This is a genomic window from Pseudomonas frederiksbergensis (assembly GCF_003732665.1).
GTDB classification, from domain to species: domain Bacteria; phylum Pseudomonadota; class Gammaproteobacteria; order Pseudomonadales; family Pseudomonadaceae; genus Aquipseudomonas; species Aquipseudomonas frederiksbergensis_G.
This window is the reverse complement of sequence record NZ_MOBP01000004.1, coordinates 62,209-88,872: the sequence shown is the minus strand read 5'-3', so window position 1 is coordinate 88,872 and position 26,664 is coordinate 62,209. Positions and strand designations below refer to the sequence as shown.

Here is a 26,664-nt window from a genome sequence, read left to right as displayed (position 1 = left end):
GAGCGGGCTTGCTCGCGAAGGCGTCCTTTCAGTTGATATTAATGCCGACTGACAGACCGCTTTCGCGAGCAAGCCCGCTCCCACAGGGGTTCTCAGTGTGGCTCAGGGTTTGCGGGTCAACCGAGTGAGGATCCGGTCCAGCGCATTGGCAAACGCCTGTTTCTCCCGCTCGCCAAACGGCGCCGGGCCGCCGCTCATCTGGCCTTGCTCCCGTAAGTCGGTGAACAGGTTACGTACCGCCAGCCTGTCCCCCATGTTCTGCGCATCGAACTCCTTGCCCCGTGGGTCGAGCGCTGAAACGCCCTTCTTCACCAACCGGTCGGCCAATGGCACATCGCTGCAAATCACCAGCTCACCGGGCACGGCGTGTTCCACCAGGTAATCGTCCGCCGCGTCGGGACCGCTGGGCACCACGATCAACTTCACCAGGGCCAAACCCGGTTTGATCTGCGGCTGGCCGGCCACCATCACCACCTCGAACTGGCGCTTGAGGGCGAACTTCACCACCAGATCCTTGGCCGCCCGGGGACAGGCGTCGGCATCGATCCAGACACGCATTGTGTTTTTCCTCTTTTTAAAAGCTTCGCGGGCAAGCCTCGCTCCTACAGGTTATACGCCACCGCAAATGGTGCGCGAATCCTGTAGGAGCGAGGCTTGCCCGCGAATGGGGACGACGCGGACTTAAGACGTTTGCACCCGCCGCTTCTCCGCCATGCGACTACGGCTATACAGCACGATGATCGCAATGATCGCTAGCGCCTGTGCACTCAGCGAATACAGATCCGCGTGAATCCCGAGCCAGTCGAAATCAAAGAACGGCACCGGCCGGGTGCCGAAGATCCCGGCTTCCTGCAACGCCTTCACGCCATGCCCGGCGAACACCACCGACAACGCGCACAGCAGCCCGGCGTTGATGCCGAAAAACAGCGCCAGCGGCAGTTTCGCCGAGCCGCGCAGGACCACCCAGGCCAGGCCCACCAACAGCACCAGCGCCGTGGCGCCACCCGCCAATACCGCGTTATGCCCGGCAGGACCGGCCTGCAACCACAGGGTTTCGTAGAACAGGATCACTTCGAACAATTCGCGATACACCGAGAAAAACGCCAGGATTGCGAAACCGAAACGCCCGCCACCGCCCACCAGGCTGCTCTTGATGTAATCCTGCCAGGCTGCCGCGTGGCGCCGGTCGTGCATCCACACGCCAAGCCACAGCACCATGACACTGGCGAACAGCGCGGTGCAGCCTTCGAGCAGTTCACGCTGGGCACCGCTGACATCGATCACATACGCCGCCAGCGCCCAAGTCGCCAAACCGGCCAACAACGCCAAACCCCAACCGACGTTGACGCTGCGCACCGCCGATTGCTGGCCGGTGTTGCGCAGGAATGCGAGGATCGCCGCCAGCACCAGAATCGCTTCCAGGCCTTCGCGCAGCAGAATCAACAGGCCGGAGATGTAGCTCAAGGACCAACTCAAGCCATCGCTGCCCAGCAGGCCGGCGGATTCCTTCAACTTCGCCTTGGCTGCGTCCAGACGCTGCTCGACCTGGGCTACTGGCAAACCGTCCTGCAACGACTGACGGTAGGCCATCAGGGATTTTTCGGTGTCTTTGCGCACCTTGGCGTCGACGTTGTCCAGGGAGCTTTCGACCAGTTCAAAGCCTTCCAGGTACGCGGCCACCGACAGGTCGTAGGCCTGATCGTGTTCGCCGGCCCGGTAGGCGGCGATACTTTTGTCCAGGGTCGCGGCGGTGTAATCGAGCAATTGCGCCGGGCCACGCTTGACCTGCGGCGGTTGCGCCCGTTGCGCACGGAAGGTCGCCACGGCTTGCGGGCCTTCGGCAGCCAGTACTTCGGTCGGGGTCTGACGGGCCAGGTCGGCGATGTTGTAGGTCTTTTCGGATTTCGCTGCGGCCGGGTCGGCACTGAAACCCGCGATGTAAGTCGCCAGGTCCCAGCGCTGGCGGTCATCCAGTTGATCGGCGAAGGACGGCATGTCGGTGCCTTCGACACCTTGGCCGAGGGTGTTGTAGATGGCGTAGAGGCTCAGGCGATCCAGTCGCGCAGCATCCCGCAGATTGGCCGGCGGCGGCGTCATGCCCACGCCCGCCGGGCCGTCACCGGCGCCGGCATCACCGTGACACACCGAGCATTGCTGGGCATACAACGGCGCACCGCGAGTCGGGTCTGGCGTAATGACCGGAGCCTGGCTGACTTCATAGGCCACCGCCAGTTTCGCACCGAGTTGGCGGGCCTGACGGACGACATCGGCGCCATCCTTGCGCGCCGCGATAGCCGCGCCCAGGCTGCTGACACCCTGTTCCAGCTCGGCCTGCTCAGGCTTGGCCGGCAATTCAGCGATCAAACCTTTCAGAACGCCGAGGAATTCCTGCTGTTCACGGTATTCAGACTCATCAATAACCTTGCCAGCCTCGACCGTCGCCGGGTAATCGGCGCCAATGTAGTCGAGTAAATGCAGTGCTTTGGGCGCACCTTCGGCTGTCTCGGCCAGCGCATTAAGGCTGCAAAGCGCGATCACCGGCAGCACTAGCCACGCCAGAAAACGAGAGGAGGCAATCATGAATGAATCTCAAAGGGAAATACGAAGTAACACATTGTTCACTTCCAATGAGTTTCACTCAAGCTTTGTTGGTATTTCCTGCATGGCTGCGTATAAATTCAGCGGCGAATCGCCCTCTCTTCGCGATATCCGTTCAGGGAAGAATCACCGTCCATGCGCCCACACCTGTTTTTCTCACTGCTGCTCAGCCTTGTCCTGCAGATGAGTGGATGTGCCGCGTACCGCAATTACGATCAGGAGATGCAACAGACCAATGACCAACTCTTGGTGGGCAACCTTCAGGGGGCGCTGGACCTGGTGGAATTGCACAATCCCTGGGAAGACAAGGATCTGCTCTATTACTTCGAGAAAGGCGCCATCCTGAGTGTCGCCGGCATGCTGCCGCAGAGCCAGAAGGCTTGGCGCAGCGCCGACCAGATGATTTTCCAGCGCGAAGAAGCGGTGCCCTCCGGCGCGATGAAACTGCTCACCCGTTTTGGCAACGAAATGGGCACGATGCTGGTGAACGACAAACTGCGTCGCTACGAAGGTTACGACTACGAAAAAGTCATGTTGACCACGCAAATGGCCCTTAACCAATTGGCGGCGAATGACTTCGATGGTGCTCGCGCCGACATTAAGAAAACCCACGAACGCGAAGCGCTGATTGCCCGCCAACGGGAGAAACAGTACGAAGCACTCGAAGAGCAGGCCAAGGCCCAGGGCATTTCGGTGCACTACAAGGATCTGCAGGGTTATCCGGTGACCACCCTTGATGCGCCCGCCGTCATCGAACTGAAGAACGGCTACCAGAGTGCCTTCAGTCATTACCTGGCGGGCTTTACCTACGAAGCCCTGGGCGAACGGGATCTCGCCGCGCCGGGTTATCGCCAGGCCATCGAACTGCGCCCGAATCTGCCGTTTCTGGAGCAGGCGCTGCGCAATCTCGACAAACCGCCGAAAAAAGCCGATGAGAGCGATGTGTTGATCATCGTCCAAAGCGGTCTGGCGCCGGCACGCAGTTCGGTGCGCGTGCCGATTCCGGTGCAGCTCAACGAAAATCTGGTGATCGTTGCGCCGATTTCTTTCCCGGTAATGATTCCGGACACCATCACGCCCACGTTCGACCACATCATCGTCGATGGTCGCAAACGGCCGCTGACCGCACTCAACAGCGTCACCGACATGGCTTTGCGCACCTTGCGCGATGACATGCCCGCGATCATTTCGCGAGCGATGTTCCGCGCCAACATGGCGGCGATCATCCAAGCCCAGGAAAACGAACGCAACCCGGCCAAGGCCTCGTTGGTGGTGACCGCCGAAGACCCGTTCGAGGAGGCTGACACCCGTGTATGGCGCACTCTGCCGGACAAAACCCTGGTCGCACGTCTACGCCTGAAAAAAGGTGATCACCTGTTCACCGCCCCGAACGCGCCCGGCACTGCGCCGGTAACCCTGCGTATCGACCACGACTTCCAAGTGATCAACCTGCGCACCCTGAATACCGTGGCCTTCGTTGTCGGCAAGACGTCCGTGCAGTCCTGGCCTGCGCCGGTATCAAGCCAGAAATAAGTAATGGCACATTGTGAAAAGATGTAGTTAAAAAGCCATTACATGGCCAGCATCCGAGCTTATAATGCCGCGCCCTCGTGGCATTTAAGCTCCTCAGACCATGAGGAATTGGCAGGACGCCAGTGTCCCTGCCGATAGGTCCCAACAGCCCGACCAGCACGTGCGGCTGCTTCTATTCAGGGAAGAAGTACCCCCTATGGCCTCTCGCGCCCTTACCTCGATCGCACTCAGCGCGGTCACCTTGCTCTCCGGCTGTTCGGCGTTTCGCAACTACGACTCCGAACTGGCACAAACCAACCAGCAACTGGCCGCCGGCAACGTCGATGCCGCGCTGACCCTGCTGGAAAAGAACAACACCGGCCCGGACAAAGACCTGCTCTATTACTTCGAGAAAGGTGAACTGCTGCGGGCCAAGGGCGATCTGTCGGGCAGCCAGAATGCCTGGACCAGCGCCGATCAGGTGGTGGGCAAGTGGGAAGACTCGGTCAAACTTGATACCGACAAGTACCTGGCACAGTTCGGCAGCTTTCTGGTCAACGACAAGGTCCGTCGCTACGAAGGCTACGACTACGAGAAAGTCATGCTGACCACCCAGATGGCCCTCAATCTGCTGGCGGTGAACGACTTCGACGGCGCGCGCATGTCGATCAAAAAGACTCACGAGCGTGAAGCGGTCATCGCCGATCTGCGGGACAAGGAATACCTCAAGAGCGAAGACGAGGCCGAGAAAGAAGGCATCAAGACCCAGTACAAAGACCTGCAGGGTTACCCGGTTGCGAGCCTCGATGCGCCGGACGTGGTCAGCCTGAAAAACAGCTACCAGAGTGCGTTCAGCCATTACCTGGCCGGTTTCGTCTACGAAGCCCTGGGTGAAAAAGACCTCGCCGCGCCGGGTTATCGCAAGGCTGTTGAACTGCGCCCGAACATCCCGCTGCTGGAACAGGCACTGGTCAACCTCGACAAACCGGCCAAGACCGACGACAGCGACATCCTGATCGTGGTGCAAAGCGGCCTGGCGCCGTCCCGGGATTCGATCCGCATTCCGCTGCCATTGCCGATCAGCAACCAACTCGTGATCACCCCGCTGTCGTTCCCGATCATCAAGCCGGACACCTCGACCGCGACCTTCACCCAGATTGGTGTCGATGGTCAGCAACTGAACCTGACCCAACTCAACAGCACCACCGCCATGTCCCGCCGCGCCCTGCGTGACGACATGCCGGGCATCATCCTGCGCACCACTGTGCGGGCCATCACCAAAGGCGTGGCGCAGAAGAAGATCAACGAAACCAACCCGCTGGCAGGCCTGGCGGTAGGTATTTCTTCAGCCGTGCTCGAAGGTGCCGATACCCGTACGTGGCGCACCCTGCCGGACAACACCCAAGTGGTGCGTTTGCGCTTGAAGAAAGGCGAGCACCAAGTCACCCTGCCGAGCGCCGTGGGCGGTTCGGTGGTCAAGGTGACGGTGGATCAGCGTTATCAGGTCATCACCTTGCGCGCCGTGGGTAATCAGGTTTTCGCCAGCGGCCTGGCCGCGCACGTGATCACCAGCGCCAACCCGACCGCCGTGGCCAGCTTCAAACAACCTTAAGAACGGAGTCTTTGCATGCGCTTCAAACTCATCGCTGTCGTCGCCCTGGCCTTGCTGGCCGGGTGCGCCACCCCGCCACCACCGGAGCCGGGCAGCGCCGCCAGTAAAGTCGTGGCCATGGGCAAGCTCAAGAACATCGTGGTCGGCGCCATGCGCGTGGCTCGGGAAAACGGCTTCCAGACGGTCAATGTGCAGTTGAGCAACACCAGCTTCAACAACAAGACCTTCTACTACCGTTTTGCCTGGCTCGGCCCTGAGGGCTTCCCGGTCGCGGAAGAAGAAACCTGGAAAAGCCAGATGATGTATGGCGAACAGACCAGCTTCATCCAGGCCATCGCGCCGACCGCCAAAGCCGTGGATTTCCGTCTCGAAATCAAGACGCCGTAACCCGACCCTATTCGTTCAGTTCTAGAGAGCATTCCCATGTTTGCACGCTTTTCGTTCATCGCCGTCATCGCCCTCCTGGCCAGCGGCTGCGCCAACACTTCGCCGACCCTGGGCAGCAAGAACATCAGCTACGGTGACACCAAGGCTGTGGAAACCGTGACCAACGAGTTCGGTTCCACCGACCTACAGATGATCGCCGAGTCCATGACCCGCTCCCTGGCTCAGTCCGGCATTCTGCAGAATCGCCCGGTGGTTCAGGTCTACGACGTGAAGAACAAGACCAGCGAGTACATCGATACCCGCGAAATCACCACCAGCATCAAGACCCAACTGATGAAGACCGGCACCGCCCGCTTCGCCAGCGACAACACTGCGATGCAGAGCCAGGTTGACCAGCTCAAACTGCAAAACCAGAGCGGCCTGTACAAGAAAGCGACCGTGGCCAAGACCGGCAACATGATCGCCGCCAAGTACCGTCTGGAAGGTTCGATCAGCTCGATCGTCAAGCGCAGCAGCGACTACAAGGACGTCTTCTACAAATTCAGCCTGCAATTGATCGACGTTGAAAGCGGTCTGGCCGAATGGATGGACGAAAAAGAGATCCGCAAAACCACGGAGCGTTAATCGATGCGCACATGGATTGGCATGATGGCCCTGGCTTGCGCGTTCAGCGTGCAAGCGGCCCCGAAAGTTGCCGTCACGGATCTGGCCTATCAGGAACGGGTGGAGCAATACATCCACACCATTTCGGCCCAGAGCAATCACCGCGAGGGCTACTACAGCGCCAGCGGTTCTTCGAGCTACAACGAGTACGAAGCCACGACCAGCTACATCGAGCAGACCGAACTGCGCAAATTCACCGGCGACATCAAGGGTGAAATCCTGCGCACCGGCATGTTCCAACTGGTCCAGGGCACGCCTTATACCGCTGCGTCCAAGGGTGACATCTACGATGTGATCAAGCGGATCAAGGCCGGTAACTTCAAGGGCGCGGACTACGTGCTGTTCGGCACCGTGTCGGACATCGACTTCACCCAGGACATCAACGAGCTGGCCAACACCGACAGTTATTCAGCGGTGCTGGCGTTGACCCTGGTGGCGGATTTCAGCCTGATCAACACCAAGACCTTCGAAATCACCTCGGCCTTCACGGCGATGGGCGAAGGCCAGGACACCAAACTGGTGAACAACCGGGACATCAAAATCTCGCTGAACCGCCCACGGGTGGTGCGCGATGTGTCCAAAGCCTTGGGCGAAGACGTGGCCGGGCAACTGAGCCAACAGCTTGGTGGCCCTAGCTATGAACAGCCTCGCGAGCCGGCTCAACGCAACAATCTGCCACGGGATACGGCGCCGGTTATCCTGCGCTGAACACCCTGTGGCGAGGGAGCTTGCTCCCGCTCGAGTGCGCAGCGCTCGCAAGATATTGGGGCCGCTTCGCAGCCCAGCGGGAGCAAGCTCCCTCGCCACAATGAGTACGAGGCAAATGAAAAAGGCGACCTGAAAAGGTCGCCTTTTTTATGCCTGGCGGTTTTACACCACGGCTTTGCGCAACGTCGCCATGAACGCCGCTGCGCCGATGAACAACCCGGCAAACGTGCGGTTCATGCGTTTTTGCTGTTGGGGCGTGCGCAACATCCGCAACACTTTGGCCGCCAGCCCGGTGTAACCGGCCATGACAATCAGATCGACGCAGACCATGGTGACACCGATGATCAGGTATTGAGCCAGCAGCGGCGCATGGGGATCAATGAACTGCGGCAACACGGCCAGCATGAACACCAATGCCTTGGGGTTGCTGATGTTCACCAGGAAACCCCGGAACATCAGGGCCAGCGGCTTGCCAATCTGCCGCACGGCTGTGTCGTCGCTCATATCGCTGGGCAGCGCCCGCCATTGCTTGACCGCGAGGTAAACCAGATACGCCACGCCGAACCATTTGATCGCATAGAACGCTGTCGCCGATGCCGTGAGAATCGCGCCAACCCCCGCGCCGACAATCGCAATCTGCACCGCCAGGCCCAGTTGCAGACCCAGGGCGTTCCAGTAGCCGCGCCAGAAACCGTATCGCAGACCGCTGGACATCGACGCAATCGCGCCGGCACCGGGCGACAGGCTGATCACCCAGCAGGCGGCAAAAAACGCCAGCCATGTTTGAAGCACCATTGCACACCTCGACTCAGACTCGTGACAGACGTCTAAGCTAATGCGGCTTTGGGCCGATGACTACCGATTTTTTGTAGGACAGGGTGGGTGCCGACCAGTGTTTGCAGCAATAGGCCCCCTTCGCGAGCAAGCCCGCTCCCCCATGGGGACTGCGAACACAGGTCCAATGTGGGAGCGGGCTTGCTCGCGAAAGCGGCCCATCAGGCAACAGAAGACTTACTTTTCAAACCCACTGGAAGGAAACACATCAGTCCCCCGCCACCGCCGAACCGAACGCTGGAAGAACAGGCTGTTCGGCACTTGCACCATGGCACTGCCAGTCCCCGCCTCTTCGGCCTCGATCAACGTGGTAAACAGCAGATTGATCGCCACCACCCGGCCTTTGACGCCAGGCTTGTCGAGGGTGTCCACCAACTCGACCACATCGCCGATGCGGAACGGGCCGACGGTGAAGATCAGGATCGCGCACAGCAGGTTGGAGAGCACGCTCCACATGGCGAAGAACGCCACCGCCGCTACGGCGACGAACCCGGACAACGCAGTCCAGAGCACCGTGGCCGATACGCCGAGGCGTTCCAGCACGAAGATCAACGCGCTGCCCATAATCAGCCAACGCAGACCACCGCGTAGCGGCATCAGCAGTTGCGGCGGAAACGGATAGCGTTCACCCAGGCGCGTCAGGCCTTTGGCGACGAAGCGCTGGGCGAAGTAACCGGCCAGCAGGATCAGCAGGATTTGCACGACGAGCCAGATTGGCTCGACCCACACCGCCGGCAGCGGCCATTTGAAGGCGTCCATCAGGACAGCGCCTCCAACTCCGCCTGCATGCTTTCCAGCAGTTCCAGGGCTTCCATCCAGGACTCTTCCAGTTCGGCTTCACGCACCTTTATCTTGGCCTGTTCGGCCAGCAGATCGCGCAATTCGTTCTTGCGCATCGGTTCGTAGATATCGCTGTCGCCGAGGCTGGCGTCGATCTTCGCCAGCTTCTCGTGCAGCTTGCCCAGCTCGGCTTCGAGCTTGTCGGCTTCACGCTTATGCGGTGCCAGTTGCTGACGCAACGCCGCAGCAGCCTGGCGCTGAGACTTCTTGTCGGTCTTGTCCGGGTTCACCGGGGTGTTGCTGACCGGGGCATTGCGCTGACGGTACTCCACCAGCCAACGGGTGTAGTCCTCCAGATCGCCGTCGAACTCTTCGACCTTGCCGTCCGCCACCAGGTAGAAATTGTCCGTGGTGCTTTTGAGCAAATGCCGATCGTGGGAAACCACCAGGACCGCGCCGCTGAACTCCTGCAAGGCCATGGTCAGCGCCAGGCGCATTTCCAGGTCCAGGTGGTTGGTCGGTTCGTCGAGCAGCAGCAGGTTCGGCCGGCCCCAGGCGATCAATGCCAGCGCCAGACGGGCCTTTTCGCCGCCGGAGAAATTCAGCACCGGCTCATCGATGCGCGCACCACGGAAGTCGAAACCGCCGAGGAAGTCGCGCAGGGTCTGCTCGCGTTCGGTCGGCGCCAGGCGCTGCATGTGCAGCAACGGGCTGGCCTTGGAGTCGAGGGAATCCAGTTGATGCTGGGCGAAGTAGCCGACCACGGTGTTCTCGCCACGGGTCAGGCGACCGGACAACGGCGAGAGTTCACCGGCAAGGTTTTTGATCAGGGTCGATTTACCCGCGCCGTTGGGGCCGAGCAAACCGATACGCGCGCCGGGGGTCAGTTGCAGCTTGACCTTCTCCAGCACGGCGCGCTCGCCATAACCCAGGCGAGCGTCGGAGATATCAATCAACGGGCTGGAGATTTTGTGCGATTCGCGGAACACAAAGTCGAACGGCGAATCGACGTGGGCGGCGGAAAGCTCTTCCATCCGCTCCAGCGCCTTGATCCGGCTCTGGGCCTGACGGGCCTTGGTGGCCTGGGCCTTGAAGCGGGCGATGTAGCTTTCCATGTGCGCACGTTGCGCCTGCTGCTTCTCGTAGGCCTGCTGTTGCTGGGCCAGACGTTCGGCACGGGCACGTTCGAAGGCGCTGTAGCCGCCGCGATACAGGGTGATCTTGCGCTGATCGACGTGAGCGACGTGATCGACCACGGCATCGAGGAAATCCCGGTCGTGGGAAATCAGCATCAAGGTGCCGGGATAGCTCTTGAGCCATTCTTCGAGCCAGATGATGGCGTCGAGGTCCAAGTGGTTGGTCGGCTCATCGAGCAGCAACAGGTCCGAAGGGCACATCAATGCCTGCGCCAGATTCAGACGCATCCGCCAGCCACCGGAGAAATCTCCTACCTGACGATCCATCTGATCGTTGGTGAACCCAAGGCCGGCCAGCAGCTTGCGCGCCCGGGCGTCGGCGGTGTAACCATCGGCGCTGTCGAGTTCGGCATGCAGGCGGGCCTGAGCGGCACCGTCATGCGCCGCTTCGGCCGCGGCGAGGTCACGTTGCACCTCGCGCAGGCGCAGGTCGCCATCGAGCACGTAGTCGACCGCGATGCGATCGAGGGTGTCGATCTCCTGGCGCATGTGGGCGATGCGCCAGTCCGCCGGCAGGAAGCAGTCACCCGAGTCCGGGTGCAGGTCGCCCAGGAGCAAGGCGAACAGGCTCGATTTGCCGGCGCCGTTGGCACCGATGAGGCCGGCTTTGTGGCCGGCGTGCAGGGTCAGCTCGGCGTCTTCTAGCAGACGTTGCGGGCCACGCTGTAAAGTCAGGTTCTGAATTCGGATCATAATGGCGGCGGAGTCTATCAGCTTCGCTCGCAACTGGCGCGAGTAGCACTATGTCTGCTGACCTGTGGAGCTTTTCCCTGAACACGTACGCCCGTCCCGGCGTGGAAGGCCTGTGCCTGCAATGGCAGGCGGCGGGGGCGAATGTGTGCCTGCTGCTGTGCGGACTGTGGCTGGAACATCGAGGCGTGGGCTGTACCGAACAACGGTTGCAGGCGCTGTTTGAGGTGGCCGGGCCTTGGGAGGTGAATGTCGTAAAGCCGCTGCGGGCGTTGCGTATGCAATGGAAAGCCGCTGCCGTGGACGACGTCGAACTCAACGCGTTACGCGAGCAAGTGAAGGCACTGGAGCTGGAAGCCGAACGGCATCTGCTGTTGCAACTGGAGCGTACAGCCCAAGGCTGGCCGCAAGCTGAGGTGACCGAACGATCGGCCTGGCTTGAAGGTGTGGCGGCAGGAACCGCCAACCTGGACCGCGACGCGCTGCATCAGCTGCGCGTCGCGGTAACCGGCACTTAGGAAGCGCTGGTTGGGGTGGTCGCAGTGCTCGATGCGGCGGCTGGCGTTGGCGCAGCAGTCGGGGTCGAGGTGGTAGCGGCAGGAGCAGACGATGCTGCCGGAGCCGCAGTGGCAGGCTTGGCGACTGGCGCGGTAGCCGGTTTTGCGGCCACTGGTTTGGCCGCGACTGGTTTTTTCACCGCTGGTTTTGCAGCAGGTTTAGCGGCTGGCTTGGCTGCCGGTTTTGCGGCCACTGGTTTGGCAGCGGGTTTAGCTGCGGGTTTAGCTGCGGCAGGTTTTGCAGCGCTGGCGGTAGCCGGTTTAGCGGCAGCAGGTTTTGCGGCTGGCTTGGCGACTGGTTTGGCAGCGGCGGTTTTCGCAGCTGGTTTTGCAGCAGGCTTGGCCGCTGGTTTGGCAGCGGTTTTTGCAGCTACTGGCTTAGCGGCTGGCTTGGCGGCCGGCTTCGCTGCTGCGGTTCTGGCCGCTGGTTTTGCTGCCGGCTTGGCAGCTGGTTTTGCGGCTGGTTTTGCAGCAGCCGTTTTCGCTGCAGCGGGTTTGGCAGCTGCGGTTCTTGCAACGGCAGGCTTGGCAGCAGCAGGTTTGGCAGCAGTGGTTTTAGCCGCTGGTTTTACAGCGCTGGCAGCCACTGGTTTTTTCGCTGCAGGTTTTGCTGCGGCTTTTGCCGGCGCTTTAGCGGCCGGTTTGGCAGCAGGCTTGGCGGCTGCTTTTGCAGCAGCCGGTTTGGCAGCGGCTTTCTTGGCGGGTGCCGCAGCAGGCTTGGCCGAACGCAGGGACAACGCCTTGCTGACAGCCTCTTGTACGCGACCGACGCCCTGAGCCAGTTTCAGGCTTTCTTGAGCATCGCGCTTGAGTTGCAGAATGTAGCTGCGAGTCTCGGACTGACGATCCTTGAGGGCATCGAGCAAGTCTTCCAGTTGCTTGACGCCGTCCTTCGCCTTGGCTTGAGCCTTGGCTTTGCCGGCCGCCGCAGCGTCCTGCAATTTGGTGCGGGATTTGTGCAGTTTTTCTTGCGCTTTGCCGCGCTGCTTTTCCAGTTTGGCGAGCAGTTTTTCAGCATCAGCCAAGGCTTGGGAACAAGCGGTTTCCAAATGCTCGAGCAGGCTGCCCGAGAGTTGTTGGAGTAAGTGCAACGGAGTATTTACAGGCTTCTTGGTGGCCGACATGGTTTACCTCCTGGCTGACGTGAATGCGGCTCATACTAGACCTCTGCTGACACCGCCGCTAGGTCATGTTGACAGTATCCAAAGCGTTGCGTTGCAACGAACTGAAAATGTTCTGCACTCAGGCAAAAGCAGTTCTGCGTTTTATCCATTCGCGCTGGCATAATCCACCGCATCTCAGGTCGGAGAGTGCCCATGTCGCGTTACCTTTTTTTATCCCTGCTGCTGTGTTTTTCCGCCGCTCAAGCGGTCGAAAAAACCGCCGCCGATGATGCTCACGATCTTGCGTACAGCCTGGGCGCAAGCCTTGGCGAACGCTTGCGCCAAGAGGTCCCGGACTTGCAACTTCAGGCGCTGGTCGAAGGTTTGCAGCAAGCCTATCAAGGCAAACCGCTGGCGCTGAAAGACGCGCAGATCGAACAGATCCTGGCGGACCACGAAGCTCAGGTCGCCTTGCAAACACCGGCACCGCAAACCGAAGAAGCCCTGGAAAAAGAGCAGCGTTTTCTCACCGAAGAAAAAGCCCGGCCCGGTGTGCGTGAACTGGACGATGGAATCCTGCTGACCGAACTGACTCCAGGCAACGGCGCCAAGGCGGGACCGAACGGCAAGGTTCAGGTGTTGTACATCGGTCGCTTGCCCGACGGCACCGTATTCGACCAGAACAATCAGCCGCAGTGGTTCAGCCTCGACAGTGTGATCACTGGCTGGCGCACCGCGCTGCAAAACATGCCGGTAGGTGCAAAGTGGCGTCTGGTGATTCCATCGGCCCAGGCCTATGGTGCCGACGGTGCCGGCGACTTGATCGCGCCATTCACACCGCTAGTGTTTGAAGTCGAATTGCGTGGCGCCACCAGCTGAATCGCACAAACGAAAAACGGCGCGCATAGCGCACCGTTTCGGTTGTTGCGGGAAGGGGTTCAGGCTTGAACCGAATCCTCTTCCTTGTGAGCGGTGTGCAGCACTTCGATCAGGCAATCTTCCAGTTCGAAGCGTTCATGCAACAGACCACCCAGCTCCTTGAATTTTTCTGCCACGCACTTGCCTTCATCGCACAGGTCGTTGAACGCGAGCAGCTTCTCGGTGATGACGTCGATGCGTGGGTAGATCGTCTCGGCCAGCTCCAGCCCGCGAGTATCACCGAAGGCCTTGGCTTCGCCCGTGAGCTGTTCGTAGATCTCGAAATGCCCCGCCGATACGTAGTCGACCAGCACGCCGCAGAATTCCTGCAACGGCTTTCGGTTCTCGCCGAGAGCCTTAGGCTCTGCGCCGAGAGCATCATAGGCCCGAACCAGTTCGTGACGCTCCTGCAACCAGCGGTCGATCAGCAGATGCACTCCACCCCAGCGTTCCTGAGCATTCTGACAACTTTCGAGCATGGTGATCTCTCTTCCCTTGTGGGTCATGCTGCTCCACACCTGTCGCATTCTTGAAGGTCAGGAATCGGCCAGGCAGAGCGTCATCGAGCAACATAAATCCAATGACACGTGCGGGCCAGATTATGCCCGCACGACTGTGGCTTCAAGGTACGCAGGAGATAAAGTTCATACAAGTGTTTAATCACCCGCCAGCGCCCGGTGCGACGACTCGCCGCTGAGCGGTTGCTGACAAGCGATCCAGACATGGCGCAGCAACTGGTAGAGACCCAGGATCAGCATCGCGACAAAAAACAGCAGGCTCCATTCCGGGATGCTCAGATCAAACAAGGTCCATGATATTTCGGCGCAGTCGCCAGCGGCTTCGAACAATCGTTGGACAGTGCACGCCCAGGGCAACCCCCCGAAAAGCTCCTCCAGATTGGGCGAACAGAGCTGCTGCGGATCACTCTGCAACAATACTTGCCGCCACGCCGTCACCGTCCCGCCAAGGCTGGCGCACACCCCCAACAGCCAATAGACGAAGGAACCGAATCGGCGCGGGCCATGCACCGAAGCCACCACGCAAACAATCATCAGCAGCGCCAGGCACGTGCGCTGCAATAAGCACAAGCCGCAGGGTTTGAGCCCGACCACATATTCCAGGTAATAGGAAACGCCCAAGGCCAGGGCACCCGCGGTAAAAGCCATGAAAAACAAGGAGCGTGAGCAGGCCAAAGACATGGCTAATCCGTAACAGTAGAGACAGGCGGTTACGGTAGAGGAAAGCGCGGCAGCGTTTCAAGGCGGGTCAGCACGGACACTTCACCAGAGGTGTAGGGAATTCCCGACAGAAACGAGAGGATTTGATGTAGCTCCTTGTAGGACTTTGCCGCTGGTGGACTACAAGAGCTAAACGCCAGGGGCAGGGATACGAATTTTGTGGCAAGGGAACTTGTCCTAAAACCAGTCAAATACGGCGCCGAACCTGTGGGAGCGAGCTCGCTCGCGATAGCGGATCAACAGACGACACACATGTTGAATGTAAGATTGCTATCGCGAGCAAGCTCGCTCCCACAAGGTCGCGGTGATCAGGCCCGAGTCGCTACCGGTAACGGCGCCGCCAGCAGGCGCTCGTCCAGCAGGCCCAGGCCTTCCTGGAACAACTGGTTACTGCGCTCGGTATCGCCCAATTGCGCCAGCAACCTGGCCAGCTCGGCACAGGCTTCCGGGTTGCGCTGCAAGCGCAGGCTGCTCTCCAGATAATCCCGGGCCTTGCCCCATAGACTGCTTTGCAGGCACAGCCGGCCCAACGTCAGGAGCAAACTCGGATCCGCCGGGTGATCCTTGAGCCAACCCTCGGCCGTTTGCAACTGCCGCGCCGGATCGCTGCCACGCACCAATCCGTAGAGGCGCGCCAGGTGACTGTCGTACTTGCGCTTGAGGGCCGTGCGCAGGATTTCTTCCGCCTCGACCTGCGCGCCCAACTGACGCAGTTGCTCGGCATAGGCCAGCACCAGTTGCGGTTCCTGGCGCTGGCCGTTACTGAGCTGTTGCCAGGCATGGGTGAGTGATTGCAACCCGACCGTGCCATCTTCTTCGCGATGGGCCGCCAGGCTGAGGTTTTCGCCCCAGGCCCGACGTTCCAGCTCAGCCAGCTCGGCCACAGGCAGGACCTTATCCTTGCGCAACTCCGGCAGCAGGCGAATCACCGCCGACCAGTCGCCCCGCTGTTGATGCAGGCGCTGCAATTGACGCAGGGTTTGCACGTTATGCGGATGACGCTCGTGCATCGCTTCCAGGGTCGCCAGGGCGCCGTCGGTGTCGCCGCGATCGGTCTGCAATTGTGCGTGGCTCAAGGCAATCGCCAATTCGGCCTGGGGCTGGCGTTCGAGGGCGCGCTCCAGCAGGTTGTCGCATTCCTCGTAGTGACCTTGTTCGTTGGCGGCGCGGGCCGCACCGAGGTAGTACAGCAACGGCTGGCGCTCGGCTTCGGCGGCCCGATGCAGATGACGCTGGGCACTGGCCCAGCGGCCCTCGGCCAAATCCAGCTGACCATGCTCGATTGCCACTTGCACCCGGCGACTGCGATTGCGCCGGGACCATGGATTGACCACGCCACCGGAGGTCGTCACCAGTTCGACCAACGCCTTGATGCCCCAGAACACCAGCCACAGCACCGCCACCAAGGCCAGGGTCGCCCACAGGCTCGACTCGTAGCGGAAGCTTTTGTAGGCGATCAGCACGTAACCGGAATGCTCGGCAATCGCCAGCCCCAGTACCCCTGCGGCGGCGATGACCAGGAACAGGATCACATACAGGCGTTTCATGGCGTGGCCTCCTGCGCGGTGTTCGCGGCAGGTTTGGCCAGCGGCTTGATCGAATCTTCGGCGCTGACATTGCGCCGTTCCAGATACGCCTGAACTGCACTCAACGTGCCGGTCAGGTCCGGTGTGACGACGGTGACCGGTTGAGTACTCAGATCAGCAACCTGCTCAAGCATGACTTTGCTCTGCGGGTTGTCCGGGTTGAAGTTACCCTTGAGCACATCCCGCGCCTCGGTCAGCGCCTGGGTATACACCGACGCCTGGCCATTGAGCGCGGCCCACTGCGCCTGCTCCAGCGCCAGGCTCAAGGCCAGGCGCACCTGACTCAGGCTTTGCCCGGCCAGCAACGGTCGAACATTCTTGTCGGCATTGAAGTCGATGCGGATGTAGCGAGAGATCTCATCCCACCATTGCGCCCAACGACTGGCGCCATCGCCATCGGCGGTCAGGCCCAACAGGGATTCGCCACGGTCCTTGTACTCCGGCGCCAGCTCGGTGAGGTTGATCACTTGATCGCGCAAAGCGCCGAGTTTCAGGAACAAGCCGGTGCGGTCCGGCTGCTCGGTGCTGCGCAAGGCCAGCAGGGTCTTGGCCACTTGCTCGCGGGCGGCGAAGGCGCCGGGGTCGTTCTGTTCGCGAAGGATTTCATCGGCACCCTGCACCAGAGCCTGGGCGCTGCTGATGTCTTGCAACGCAGACAGACGCAAGCTGGCCAGACGCAGCAAGTGCTCGGCCTCGGCCAAACGCCAATCCTTGCGGCTGGCACCAAGGACGGTTTCCAGTTTCTGATTCAAGCGTTGCTGGTCGCCCTGCAACTGCGTGACCAGACGACGGCGGTCTTCCAGCTCATCGGCGGCGGGCAATTGTTCGAGGCGTGCGGTCAGGCGTTGATCATTGAGCTTGAGGCTCTGTGCCTGATCGTTCAGGGCCTGGACTTCGCTCAACTGCTGCTGGGTGCTGGCTTGCAGGTGACGTACCTGCCAGACACCCCAGCCGCCGACGGCAACCCCGGCGGCGCCCAGCAACAGGGCGACGATTGCGAGTCCATTGCCTCTGCGCTGCACCGCGGCAGGTGGTGGAGTTTCAACAGGTGCGTCGAGCACCGGCTGCACGTCATCTTTAGGCAAGACTGTTTCGCTCACGTATCCATCCTTTGCATTAGAGAACGGGTACGGGTTGCTCCCGTAACGCCGTCAGCAAAGCCGTGGCACTGGCGCCACGACAATCCACAACTGTTTGAGCCCCGGCGGCACGTGCCAGCTCGGCGACCCTTGGGCTTGGAACAAACAACGGCAACTGCGCCAACCGTGGCCAGGCATCGCCGGCCAACTGGTGCAGGTGCTCGAAACCCTGTCCACTGCTGACCACCAGCCCGTTCAAGCGTTCCGCTTCGATCCGGTCCGGCAGCTCAGCCGTCGCATAATGTGGCAAGCCGCGACGGTATAACTCCAGATACTCGACACTAGCACCAAGCTCGCGCAAACGCTCAGCCAGCAACTCGCGGCCTCCCTCCCCGCGCATGATCAGCACGCGCGGATCGGGCCGGGCGACAGCCTCGCGCAACGCCGGTAGTTCGAGCAAGGCCTCACTGTCATCGCCATCAGCCGGGAAGCTCACATCGAGCCCGGCATCCTCCAGGATTTGCGCGGTCGCGGCGCCGACGCTGAACCACTTCAGGTGCGCTGACTGCGGCCCATATTGGCTGAGCAGATCGACGCCAAGCCGGGCCGCCGGTTTGCTGACCACGATCACCGCGCAAAACCGATCCAGATCCCGGATTACGGTGCGCATTGTGTCAGAGGCGGCAATCGGCTCGATCTCCAAAAGCGGCAGACAACTGCTGAAAATCCCGCTCTCGGCCAACACGCTGCTCAGCGCCGCCGACTCATCCGCCGGGCGCGTCAGCAGCAGTCGCCAGCCAGTCACTCGTGACCTGCCTCGCCGTAAACCGCTTTCAGGATGTCGCCAGCGCCCTGGTTCAGCAGGTCTTCGGCGACCTGCACGCCAAGGGATTGGGCCTCACTGCGCGGCGCTCGGGCTTCGGCGTTGAGTAACAGACCACCGCTCGGATCGCCCACCAAACCACGCAACCAGATCTGCTCGCCTTCAAGCACGGCGTAGCAGGCGATCGGCACTTGGCAGCCGCCATTCAGATGTTTGTTGAGGGCACGTTCGGCGGTGACACGGGTGGCGGTGTCCTGGTGATGCAGCGGTGCGAGCAAGGCGTGGATTTCAGTGTCGGCGCTGCGGCACTCGATACCGACCGCGCCCTGGCCACCGGCCGGCAGGCTGTCGTCGACGCTGATGGCCGAGGTGATGCGGTCTTCGAAGCCCAGGCGAATCAAACCGGCGGCGGCGAGGATGATGGCGTCATATTCCCCAGCGTCGAGCTTGGCCAGGCGGGTGTTGACGTTGCCGCGCAGGAAACGGATTTCTAGGTCCGGGCGGCGAGTCAGCAACTGGGCCTGACGGCGCAGGCTCGACGTGCCGACGATGCTGCCCTGGGGCAACTCATCGAGGCTGGCGTAGGTGTTGGAAACGAAGGCATCGCGCGGGTCTTCGCGCTCGCAGATGCAAAACAGACCGAGGCCTTCAGGGAAGTCCATCGGCACGTCTTTCATCGAGTGCACGGCGATGTCGGCTTCGTTTTCCAGCAGCGCGGTTTCCAGTTCCTTGACGAACAGACCCTTGCCACCAATTTTCGACAGCGGCGAGTCGAGCAGCTTGTCGCCGCGACTGACCATGGGCACCAGCGTTACCAGCAAACCCGGATGGGCTTGCTCAAGGCGAGATTTGACGTATTCGGCCTGCCAGAGGGCCAACGCACTTTTACGGGTGGCGATGCGGATTTCGCGAGAGGACATGGATCAATCCGTACTGAATAGATACGGCGGATAATAACAGCTCAGCCAAATCCACTTTGACTTGTATCAGGAACTGCACGGCCTCCCTGGCCTTCAACGTCCGGCAATTGGGTGTTTGATCCGCCTGGGAACGGCGGATTAAAGCTGTTGCATCATTTTGCGTACGCCCGCCACGTGACGGCGGCTGACAATCAGCGCATCACCATTCAGGCCTTTGAGGAACAATTGGAAATGCCCCAGCGGCGTGCGTTGCAGGCGTTCGATGCGTTCACGGGCGACCAGGGCGTTGCGGTGGATACGTACGAAACGGTCGCCGAATTCGTCTTCAAGGGCCTTGAGCGGTTCATCCAGCAGCACTTCGCCGCCTTCATGGCGCAAGGTCACGTACTTATGGTCGGCAATGAAATAGACCACCTGACCCAACGGGATCAGTTCAATGCCTTTGCGGGTGCGGGCACTGATGTGGCTGCGTGGGCCACTGCCGGTTTCGGCAGCCGGGCGAGTTAGGGCGGCGAGCTGCACGCGATTGGGGCGTTCGGCCTTCTTCAACGCTTCCAGCAACAGCTCGGTACGCACCGGTTTGACCAGATACACCACGCCGCTGTCCTGCAAGGCTTGCGCGGCGAAGTCATCGGGGCCGGTGCAAAACACCACGGCGGGCGGGGTTTCGCGTTCGCACAACCGGGCAGCCACTTGCAGGCCATCAAGGCCCGGCATGCGGATATCGAGCAACACGATATCCGGCTTGTGGCTGTCGATTAGCGCTAACGCCTCTTCGCCGTTCGTGGCGCCAGGCTCCATGACACTGTATCCCTCGAGTTCACCGACCATTCGGCTCAGGCGCTCGCGGGCTAGGGGTTCGTCATCAACGATCAGGACATTCATATTGCGCTGGATTCCTGCGTGAGTCTCGCACAAGGATAGCGTAGACAGGTGAAGTGACATCCGTCACCGCGATCCACGCTAAGACTGGCGCGAGGGCCAAAAAGTGCCGCGAGACCGGCGGCTAAATTTTCATCTGCGGGGCGATTGGCGGCCCGGGCCCGCGTTGGCGAGGCATCGCCGTAGGGTTTGCTGATACACAATATGAACACCCCCTCTTTTTATAGGCAGCGCCAGCGCACAGAAGTGCGCTGTTCCTACTGTCCAACTGTAGACGGTTGCCGGCGCGATATTGCTCAAATGAAAAATATCGTTGCGCAATTCCCTCTGGCGTTGCCCCGAGTATGGGCCTGCACATGAGAAAAAAACGTATCGACCAGTGTCAGCGACAGGATTGGCAACCCTGTTATTATCCGCCCCAGCGTTAAACGCCAACCTTCTTCAAGCCGATACGAGCGAATTCATGAGCACTGACAAGACCAATCAGTCCTGGGGCGGCCGCTTCAGTGAACCCGTCGACGCCTTCGTCGCCCGCTTCACCGCCTCCGTCACTTTCGACCAGCGCCTGTATCGCCACGACATCATGGGCTCGATTGCCCACGCCACCATGCTGGCCAAGGTCGGCGTGCTGACCGATGCCGAGCGCGACAGCATCACCGATGGCCTGAAGACCATCCAGGGTGAAATCGAGGCTGGCCAGTTCGACTGGCGCATCGACCTCGAAGACGTGCACATGAACATCGAGGCGCGCCTGACCGATCGCATCGGCGTGACCGGTAAAAAGCTGCACACCGGCCGCAGCCGTAACGACCAGGTCGCTACCGACATCCGCCTGTGGCTGCGTGACGAGATCGACCTGATCCTCGCCGAAATCACCCGCCTGCAAAAAGGCTTGCTGGAGCAGGCCGAGCGCGAAGCCGGCAGCATCATGCCCGGCTTCACCCACCTGCAAACCGCGCAGCCAGTGACCTTCGGGCACCACATGCTGGCCTGGTTCGAAATGCTCAGCCGCGACTACGAGCGCCTGGTGGACTGCCGCAAGCGCACCAACCGCATGCCATTGGGCAGCGCCGCACTGGCCGGCACCACGTACCCGATCGACCGTGAGTTCACCGCGCAACTGCTGGGCTTCGATGCCGTCGGCGGCAACTCCCTGGACAACGTTTCCGATCGTGACTTCGCGATCGAGTTCTGCTCGGCCGCGAGTATCGCGATGATGCACTTGTCGCGTTTCTCCGAAGAATTGGTGCTGTGGACCAGCGCCCAGTTCCAATTCATCGATCTGCCGGACCGCTTCTGCACCGGCAGCTCAATCATGCCGCAAAAGAAAAACCCGGACGTGCCGGAGCTGGTTCGCGGCAAGACTGGCCGCGTATTCGGTGCACTGATGGGCTTGCTGACCTTGATGAAAGGCCAACCGCTGGCCTACAACAAGGACAACCAGGAAGACAAAGAGCCGCTGTTCGACGCCGCCGATACCCTGCGCGACTCGCTGCGGGCCTTTGCCGACATGATCCCGGCGATCAAGCCCAAGCACGCGATGATGCGCGAAGCGGCGCTGCGCGGTTTCTCCACCGCTACTGACCTGGCGGACTACCTGGTGCGCCGTGGCCTGCCGTTCCGTGATTGCCACGAAATCGTTGGCCATGCGGTGAAGTACGGCGTGGAAAGCGGCAAGGACCTGGCGGAAATGAGCCTGGAAGAACTGCGCAAGTTCAGCGACCAGATCGATCAGGACGTGTTTGCCGTGCTGACCCTGGAAGGCTCGGTGAATGCCCGCGACCACATCGGCGGGACTGCGCCGGCGCAGGTCAAGAAAGCCGTGGTGCGCGGCCAGGAATTACTCGCCAGCCGCTAAATAGCCAAAAGCTTCGCGGGCAAGCCTCGCTCCTACAGGATTTACGTTGTGCCGCATGATTGCGAACGACACAAAACCTGTAGGAGCGAGGCTTGCCCGCGAAGGCATTCTTGAAAACGCTACAAAATCACTTCTTGGACGCGACCATCGCCAAAAACCCTGGCATCGCCGCTTCCTTGTCCGCCGCAATCCGCTGCACATGCGGGTTCTGCTCCAGTCGCTCCAGCAGCGCCTTGGCCGCCGGCATCTCGGCCAGCAAATCAATCCCGAACAGCTTCTGCCCCACCGAACAGGCCAGCGGCACGCTGTAGAGGAAATACAAATCCGCGATGCTCAGGCTGTCGCCCGCCACGTAAGGGGCGAACTTGCCGTGCCGGCCCAGCGACGCAAAGCCCAGCAGCAATTCGGCCTTGGTCTTGTCCTTGATCGCGTCCGGCACCGGCGAGCCGAAAAACGCTTCGCCATAACAGGCGCGGCCCGGTAGCTCGATGTACAGCTCGATTTCCTTGGCCAGCGCCAGGGCTTGCGAGCGCTCGAAAGGATCGCTCGGCAACAGCGGTGTGCCTTTCTGGGTTTGCTCGATGTACTCAAGAATGATCGCGGTTTCGTTGACGTAACCCTGTTCCACACCCAGCACCGGCACCTTGCCGCGTGGGCTGATGGCTAACGCTTCAGGGGTCGGGGCCGGGTAAAACAGCACTTCTTCGAACGGCAGTCCCTTCTCGAGCAGCGCCAGTTTCACCATGTTGTAGTAGTTGCTGACGGAAAATCCATAAAGCTTGAGCATCACAAAGCCTCCAGGCCGTGCGGGGTGGGCAGTGCCTGTTTATAGATCGCCCGGGCGTTTCTTGCCAGCAGCATCACGGTGCTGAATGCGGGTAAACTGCCCGCCTTAACTTGAGGAGCCTGCCATGAGCGAGCCGACTGATATCGATAGCGACGAAGAAGAATTCACCGAAAACACGCTGATCGAAGCGATTGAGAACCAGATCGAAAGCGACAACCCGCCCGCCGCCAAGGCCACCTTCAACAAGCTGACCCTGGTGGGTTACGAGCGCGAAGAAATCCTCAACCTGATGGCCCACGTGCTGGCGGTGGAAATCGACGCGATCCTCGAAGAAGACCGCGCGTTCAACACCGAATGGTACGAAACCGCCCTGCGTGCACTGCCAGAGCTGCCGCCAGAAAAGAAGTAATCACCGCCCCTCTGTAGGAGCGAGGCTTGCCCGCGAAGGCGTCCGCGATAATGCCAAAAGCTTCGCGGGCAAGCCTCGCTCCTACAAATTCCACCGTTCTTCCAGACCCTGTCTACACTCGTACGCACCCTGTTATCGGGGAATGCCTCCCAAGGCGAAAAAACCCTGCTGCCAGCACTGGACATGCCGCACGAGTGGGCTCACCTTAGGGGCGCTGTCGTCCAATTCCTAGAAAGTCTGGAGTCCTTATGTCGCTTACCCCTGAGTTGGTTGCCGAACTGGAAATCCTCGCCCTCTTCAACCTGGACAGTTCCCAGGAAGGTTTGAAAATTCATCAGACCGCTGCCCCGAAAGCCATTGCCGCCGCCCAACGCCTGTACGAAAAAGAACTGATCGACCAGCCTGATGGCGGTTACCTGACCAGCCTGGGTCGTGACGCCGCGCAAAATGTCCAAACCGTCCTGACCATTCTGAGCGTCCAGGAAACAGCCTAAGCCTCATCGCATCGCCCACGGAAACCCCTGCTACGGGATTTCCGCGGGCAGCTTGTCGCCTGGCGATAGAAATTTGGCGCCAAAAAACAAATTCAGCTTAAAAGTCCCGGGGCCGAGGCGCTAAACTGCCCCTCATCCGCAGACCCCACGTCCGAGCTTCGCGAGCCGGTTTGAGCTGACATGACCCGCACCCATGAAATCCGCCCCGATCTGGACGAGGGAATCGACCGCAAGGTTCTCAGTCAGCTGCGCGCCCGTTTTTTGAAGCTCAACGAAGGTCGCATGGCCCGGGCCACGGAAGGGTTGTCGACGCGCCAGCAAGGGGTGCTGACCCTGCTGCCGCTGTTTTTCCACGTCAATCACCCGCTGTTGCCGGGTTACGTGTCGGGCAGCACGCCGGCCGGGCTGTCGAATTACGAGCCCGACAACAACACCCTCGCTGAAGCCCAGCGCCTGACCCGTTCGTTTTCCTACAAGCCACGCCACGGCAGCAATCCGCCGCGGCCGATTCATGGCCTGTTTCTGATGGGCAGCCTCGGCACCCTGGCCCAGGCCGATCAGAGCGACATGGACGTGTGGGTGTGCCACGGCCCGGACTTGAGCGAGAGCGAACTCACCGAGCTGCGCAAAAAATGCCAATTGCTCGAAACCTGGGCCGCCAGCCAGGGCGCCGAGGCGCATTTCTTTCTGATTGACCCGACTCGCTTCATGCACGGCGAGCGCGATACGCAACTGAGCTCGGAAGACTGCGGCACCACTCAGCATTACTTGCTGCTGGACGAGTTCTACCGCACCGCGATCTGGCTGGCCGGACGCACGCCAATCTGGTGGCTGGTGCCGGCGTACGAAGAGACGGGATATCACCAGTACACCCACACGCTGATTTCCAAGCGTTTCATTCGCGCCGATGAAACCCTGGACCTGGGGCACCTGGCGCACATTCCGCCGGGGGAATTCATCGGCGCGGGGCTCTGGCAGTTGTTCAAGGGCATCGAGTCGCCCTACAAATCGGTGCTCAAACTGCTGTTGATCGAGGTCTACGCCAGCGAACACCCCAAGGTCCACTGCCTGAGCCTGCGTTTCAAGCAAGCCGTGTTCGCCAATCGGTTGGACCTCGATGAGCTGGACCCGTACATCGTCGTCTACCGCCGCATCGAGGAATACCTGACCGCCCGTGGCGAGCCCGAGCGCCTGGAACTGGTGCGCCGTGCGCTGTACCTGAAGGTCAATCGCAAGCTCACCGGCAGCAACAGCCGCACCGCGAGTTGGCAGCGCTCGCTGCTGGAACGCCTGGCCAGCGAATGGCACTGGGATCAGCGGCAACTGGCGCTGCTCGACAGCCGCAGCCAGTGGAAAGTCCGCCAGGTCAGCGCCGAGCGCCGGGCCTTGGTCAACGAACTGAATTACAGCTATCGCTTCCTGACCCAATTCGCCCGCACCGAGCAAACCGTCAGCCTGATCAACAAACGCGATCTCAATGTGCTCGGTCGGCGGCTGTACGCGGCGTTCGAGCGCAAGGCCGACAAAGTCGAATTCATCAACCCGGGCATCGCCCCGGACTTGGCCGAAGACACCCTGACCCTGGTGCAGGCGCCGAACAAGAAAGAACCGGGGCAAACCCAATGGGGTTTGTACAACGGCAGCCTGAACGCCCATGAGTGGGAGCATTTCGCGCCGATCAAACGCAGCCGCCAATTGCTCGAACTGTTGACCTGGAGCCACCGCAACGGCGTGATCGACAGCAGCACCCGCCTGGCCTTGCACCCCGGCACCAGCGATTTGAGCGAGTTCGAACTGTTCAACCTGCTCGGCAGCCTGCAACAAAGCGTCGCCCTACCCCTGACCACCGTTGCCGAGGAGCCATTACTGCGCGCTGCCGTACCCAGCGAAGTGCTGATCCTGGTGAACGTCGGGGTCGATCCGCTCAAGCACCATCGCGACCTGAATATCCTGATGACCACCGAGCGCACCGATTCCCTGAGTTACGCCGGGGTTCGGGAAAACCTGGTGCTGACCCTGGATCAGGTCACGCTCAACAGCTGGAACGAAGTGCTGGTCAGCCGCTACGACGGGCCGCATGCGCTGCTCGACTGCTTGCGCGACTACCTCAACAACCTGCCCAAAGGCCTGGATCAGCCGCGCTTGCGGGTCCGTTGCTTCTGCCACAACCGTGCGCAATTCATCGCCCGACGGGTCGAAGAAATCCTCGATACCGCGCAGAACCTGCTGTTGAGCAAGCTCAATCATCGCTATCTGATTCAGGTCCAGCAGCATTACCACGTGTTGGAACTGGTCCCCGGCCAGGTCAACCACATCGCCCTCGCCACCCTGCCGGCGCTGTTCGACTATCTGGGCGAAGAGCAGGCCAGTTACAGCCCGCTGCATCTGGACCCGATGGCCCTCGAAGAGCAAGACCTCGCGTTGCTGTTGCCGATGGGCCAGCCCGAATGCATTCAGGTGTTCTACCGGATCACCGAGCAACACGCCGATCTGTATGTGCTGGATGAGTTCAACGCACTATGGCAGCAGCGCCTGCCCTATCACGACGAGCAAAGTCTGTTGGTGCCGCTGCAACGTTTCCTGCAATCGATCCTGTATCGCCGGGACGCCTTGCTGCCGATGGACGCTGCCCAACCCCTGAGCCTCGACACGTTGTATTACCAGCTATTGCCGTCCGGTCCGGGCCGGGCGCGCCGGGTCGAATCGCGGCCGGCGCCGCAAACGCCGGTCAACAAACCGTTCTACGACGTTCAGGCGATCATCGGCAAAGCCGCGCCAGGTCAGGTGCAAGTCACGTTGTATTGCAATCAGCGGGAGTTTTCGGAGCTGGAGTTTGGCGATCAGCTATTTACCGTGGTCGCCCGGGAAATCGTCGAGCAGCGTCGCGAGACCGAGCGCTACCGCTGCTACATCACCGACCTGGACCTCTCGGGCCTGCTCGGTGATGGGCAGAGTTCCAGCAATTTGTATTTGCGCTACAAGGCCGACCTGGAGCGCGCCTTGAACGAAGCGCTCGAGCAGGTCTAAGAG

Annotated in this window: 25 protein-coding genes; 11 read left to right on the top strand and 14 right to left on the bottom strand. The window is 60.8% G+C overall.

Features of this window, described 5'->3' with window-relative positions; all coding sequences use genetic code 11:
- Positions 1-102: 102 nt before the first annotated feature.
- Together BK665_RS06425 and BK665_RS06420 are read right to left on the bottom strand one after the other, a co-directional pair.
- The gene (locus BK665_RS06425) at positions 103-558 is read right to left on the bottom strand and encodes a YaiI/YqxD family protein (protein ID WP_123403905.1); all 456 of its coding nucleotides are present in this window, start codon (positions 556-558) and stop codon (positions 103-105) included.
- 123 nt (positions 559-681) lie between these two features.
- Entirely contained in the window at positions 682-2,580 is a 1,899-nt protein-coding gene (locus BK665_RS06420) for an FTR1 family protein (protein WP_123403903.1), read from the bottom strand.
- Between the two features lie 153 nt (positions 2,581-2,733).
- Between BK665_RS06420 and BK665_RS06415 the strand changes: the two genes are divergently transcribed.
- The 5 genes from BK665_RS06415 to BK665_RS06395 all read left to right on the top strand — a co-directional run bounded on the left by BK665_RS06415 (position 2,734) and on the right by BK665_RS06395 (position 7,480).
- Positions 2,734-4,131: a COG3014 family protein gene (locus tag BK665_RS06415; RefSeq protein WP_123403901.1), complete on the top strand. Its 1,398-nt coding sequence runs from the start codon at positions 2,734-2,736 to the stop codon at positions 4,129-4,131.
- Between the two features lie 196 nt (positions 4,132-4,327).
- Positions 4,328-5,722, top strand: a complete 1,395-nt coding sequence (locus BK665_RS06410) for a COG3014 family protein (RefSeq protein WP_123403899.1) — start codon at positions 4,328-4,330, stop codon at positions 5,720-5,722.
- 15 nt (positions 5,723-5,737) lie between these two features.
- The gene (locus tag BK665_RS06405; protein ID WP_123403897.1) at positions 5,738-6,109 is read left to right on the top strand and encodes a YcfL family putative periplasmic lipoprotein; all 372 of its coding nucleotides are present in this window, start codon (positions 5,738-5,740) and stop codon (positions 6,107-6,109) included.
- Between the two features lie 36 nt (positions 6,110-6,145).
- The gene (lpoB, locus tag BK665_RS06400; RefSeq protein ID WP_123403895.1) at positions 6,146-6,733 is read left to right on the top strand and encodes a penicillin-binding protein activator LpoB; all 588 of its coding nucleotides are present in this window, start codon (positions 6,146-6,148) and stop codon (positions 6,731-6,733) included.
- 3 nt (positions 6,734-6,736) lie between these two features.
- Positions 6,737-7,480: a penicillin-binding protein activator LpoB gene (locus BK665_RS06395; protein WP_123403893.1), complete on the top strand. Its 744-nt coding sequence runs from the start codon at positions 6,737-6,739 to the stop codon at positions 7,478-7,480.
- 162 nt (positions 7,481-7,642) lie between these two features.
- Here the strand turns inward: BK665_RS06395 and BK665_RS06390 are convergent, their stop codons facing one another.
- From BK665_RS06390 to BK665_RS06380, 3 genes are all read right to left on the bottom strand, one after another.
- Complete coding sequence (locus BK665_RS06390; RefSeq protein ID WP_123403890.1) at positions 7,643-8,275, bottom strand: LysE family transporter; 633 nt, start codon at positions 8,273-8,275, stop codon at positions 7,643-7,645.
- A gap of 216 nt (positions 8,276-8,491) precedes the next feature.
- Positions 8,492-9,073 carry a mechanosensitive ion channel family protein gene (locus BK665_RS06385; protein WP_123403888.1) on the bottom strand — a complete coding sequence of 194 codons (582 nt, stop codon included), beginning with the start codon at positions 9,071-9,073 and terminating at the stop codon, positions 8,492-8,494.
- A complete protein-coding gene (locus tag BK665_RS06380; RefSeq protein WP_123403886.1) occupies positions 9,073-10,983 on the bottom strand; it encodes an ATP-binding cassette domain-containing protein in 1,911 nt (636 codons plus the stop codon). Before BK665_RS06380 ends, BK665_RS06385 begins: the two co-directional genes overlap by 1 nt.
- Before the next feature lie 50 nt (positions 10,984-11,033).
- Between BK665_RS06380 and BK665_RS06375 the strand changes: the two genes are divergently transcribed.
- Positions 11,034-11,498, top strand: a complete 465-nt coding sequence (locus BK665_RS06375; protein ID WP_123403884.1) for a TIGR02444 family protein — start codon at positions 11,034-11,036, stop codon at positions 11,496-11,498.
- Here BK665_RS06375 and BK665_RS06370 read toward each other — a convergent pair.
- Entirely contained in the window at positions 11,495-12,661 is a 1,167-nt protein-coding gene (locus BK665_RS06370) for an AlgP family protein (RefSeq protein WP_123403882.1), read from the bottom strand. The two genes, BK665_RS06375 and BK665_RS06370, sit on opposite strands and share 4 nt — an antisense overlap.
- Positions 12,662-12,853: 192 nt before the next feature.
- Here BK665_RS06370 and BK665_RS06365 point away from each other — a divergent pair, with 192 nt between their 5' ends.
- On the top strand, positions 12,854-13,519 hold the full coding sequence (locus tag BK665_RS06365; protein WP_123403880.1) for an FKBP-type peptidyl-prolyl cis-trans isomerase: 666 nt from the start codon (positions 12,854-12,856) through the stop codon (positions 13,517-13,519).
- Positions 13,520-13,578: 59 nt separating this feature from the next.
- Here BK665_RS06365 and rsd read toward each other — a convergent pair whose 3' ends face one another.
- The 7 genes from rsd to BK665_RS06330 form a co-directional block, all read right to left on the bottom strand.
- Positions 13,579-14,037 (bottom strand): sigma D regulator, encoded by a 459-nt coding sequence (gene rsd, locus BK665_RS06360; RefSeq protein ID WP_123403878.1) that lies wholly within the window; start codon positions 14,035-14,037, stop codon positions 13,579-13,581.
- A 177-nt stretch (positions 14,038-14,214) separates the two neighbouring features.
- On the bottom strand, positions 14,215-14,757 hold the full coding sequence (locus BK665_RS06355) for a disulfide bond formation protein B (protein ID WP_123403876.1): 543 nt from the start codon (positions 14,755-14,757) through the stop codon (positions 14,215-14,217).
- A gap of 347 nt (positions 14,758-15,104) precedes the next feature.
- Positions 15,105-16,343 (bottom strand): heme biosynthesis protein HemY, encoded by a 1,239-nt coding sequence (locus BK665_RS06350; protein WP_123403875.1) that lies wholly within the window; start codon positions 16,341-16,343, stop codon positions 15,105-15,107.
- Positions 16,340-17,482, bottom strand: coding sequence for a uroporphyrinogen-III C-methyltransferase (locus BK665_RS06345; RefSeq protein WP_123403873.1), 1,143 nt, complete (start codon positions 17,480-17,482; stop codon positions 16,340-16,342). The genes BK665_RS06350 and BK665_RS06345 overlap by 4 nt, the downstream gene beginning before the upstream one ends.
- A 16-nt stretch (positions 17,483-17,498) precedes the next feature.
- Entirely contained in the window at positions 17,499-18,266 is a 768-nt protein-coding gene (locus BK665_RS06340) for a uroporphyrinogen-III synthase (RefSeq protein WP_123403871.1), read from the bottom strand.
- Complete coding sequence (gene hemC, locus BK665_RS06335; protein ID WP_123403869.1) at positions 18,263-19,204, bottom strand: hydroxymethylbilane synthase; 942 nt, start codon at positions 19,202-19,204, stop codon at positions 18,263-18,265. Before hemC ends, BK665_RS06340 begins: the two co-directional genes overlap by 4 nt.
- 138 nt (positions 19,205-19,342) lie before the next feature.
- Entirely contained in the window at positions 19,343-20,089 is a 747-nt protein-coding gene (locus BK665_RS06330) for a LytR/AlgR family response regulator transcription factor (protein WP_123403867.1), read from the bottom strand.
- A gap of 460 nt (positions 20,090-20,549) precedes the next feature.
- Between BK665_RS06330 and argH the strand changes: the two genes are divergently transcribed.
- On the top strand, positions 20,550-21,944 hold the full coding sequence (gene argH, locus BK665_RS06325) for an argininosuccinate lyase (protein WP_123403865.1): 1,395 nt from the start codon (positions 20,550-20,552) through the stop codon (positions 21,942-21,944).
- Between the two features lie 127 nt (positions 21,945-22,071).
- On the opposite strand, the gene BK665_RS06320 is transcribed toward argH, so the two are convergent.
- Positions 22,072-22,731, bottom strand: coding sequence for a glutathione S-transferase family protein (locus BK665_RS06320; RefSeq protein ID WP_123403863.1), 660 nt, complete (start codon positions 22,729-22,731; stop codon positions 22,072-22,074).
- Between the two features lie 124 nt (positions 22,732-22,855).
- Here BK665_RS06320 and BK665_RS06315 point away from each other — a divergent pair, with 124 nt between their 5' ends.
- The 3 genes from BK665_RS06315 (at position 22,856) to BK665_RS06300 (ending at position 26,661) form a co-directional block, all read left to right on the top strand.
- Positions 22,856-23,140 (top strand): hypothetical protein, encoded by a 285-nt coding sequence (locus tag BK665_RS06315; protein WP_123403861.1) that lies wholly within the window; start codon positions 22,856-22,858, stop codon positions 23,138-23,140.
- A gap of 248 nt (positions 23,141-23,388) precedes the next feature.
- Positions 23,389-23,634 (top strand): TIGR02647 family protein, encoded by a 246-nt coding sequence (locus BK665_RS06305; RefSeq protein WP_094470036.1) that lies wholly within the window; start codon positions 23,389-23,391, stop codon positions 23,632-23,634.
- Between the two features lie 180 nt (positions 23,635-23,814).
- Entirely contained in the window at positions 23,815-26,661 is a 2,847-nt protein-coding gene (locus tag BK665_RS06300) for a class I adenylate cyclase (RefSeq protein WP_123403857.1), read from the top strand.
- The last annotated feature ends 3 nt before the right edge of the window (positions 26,662-26,664 follow it).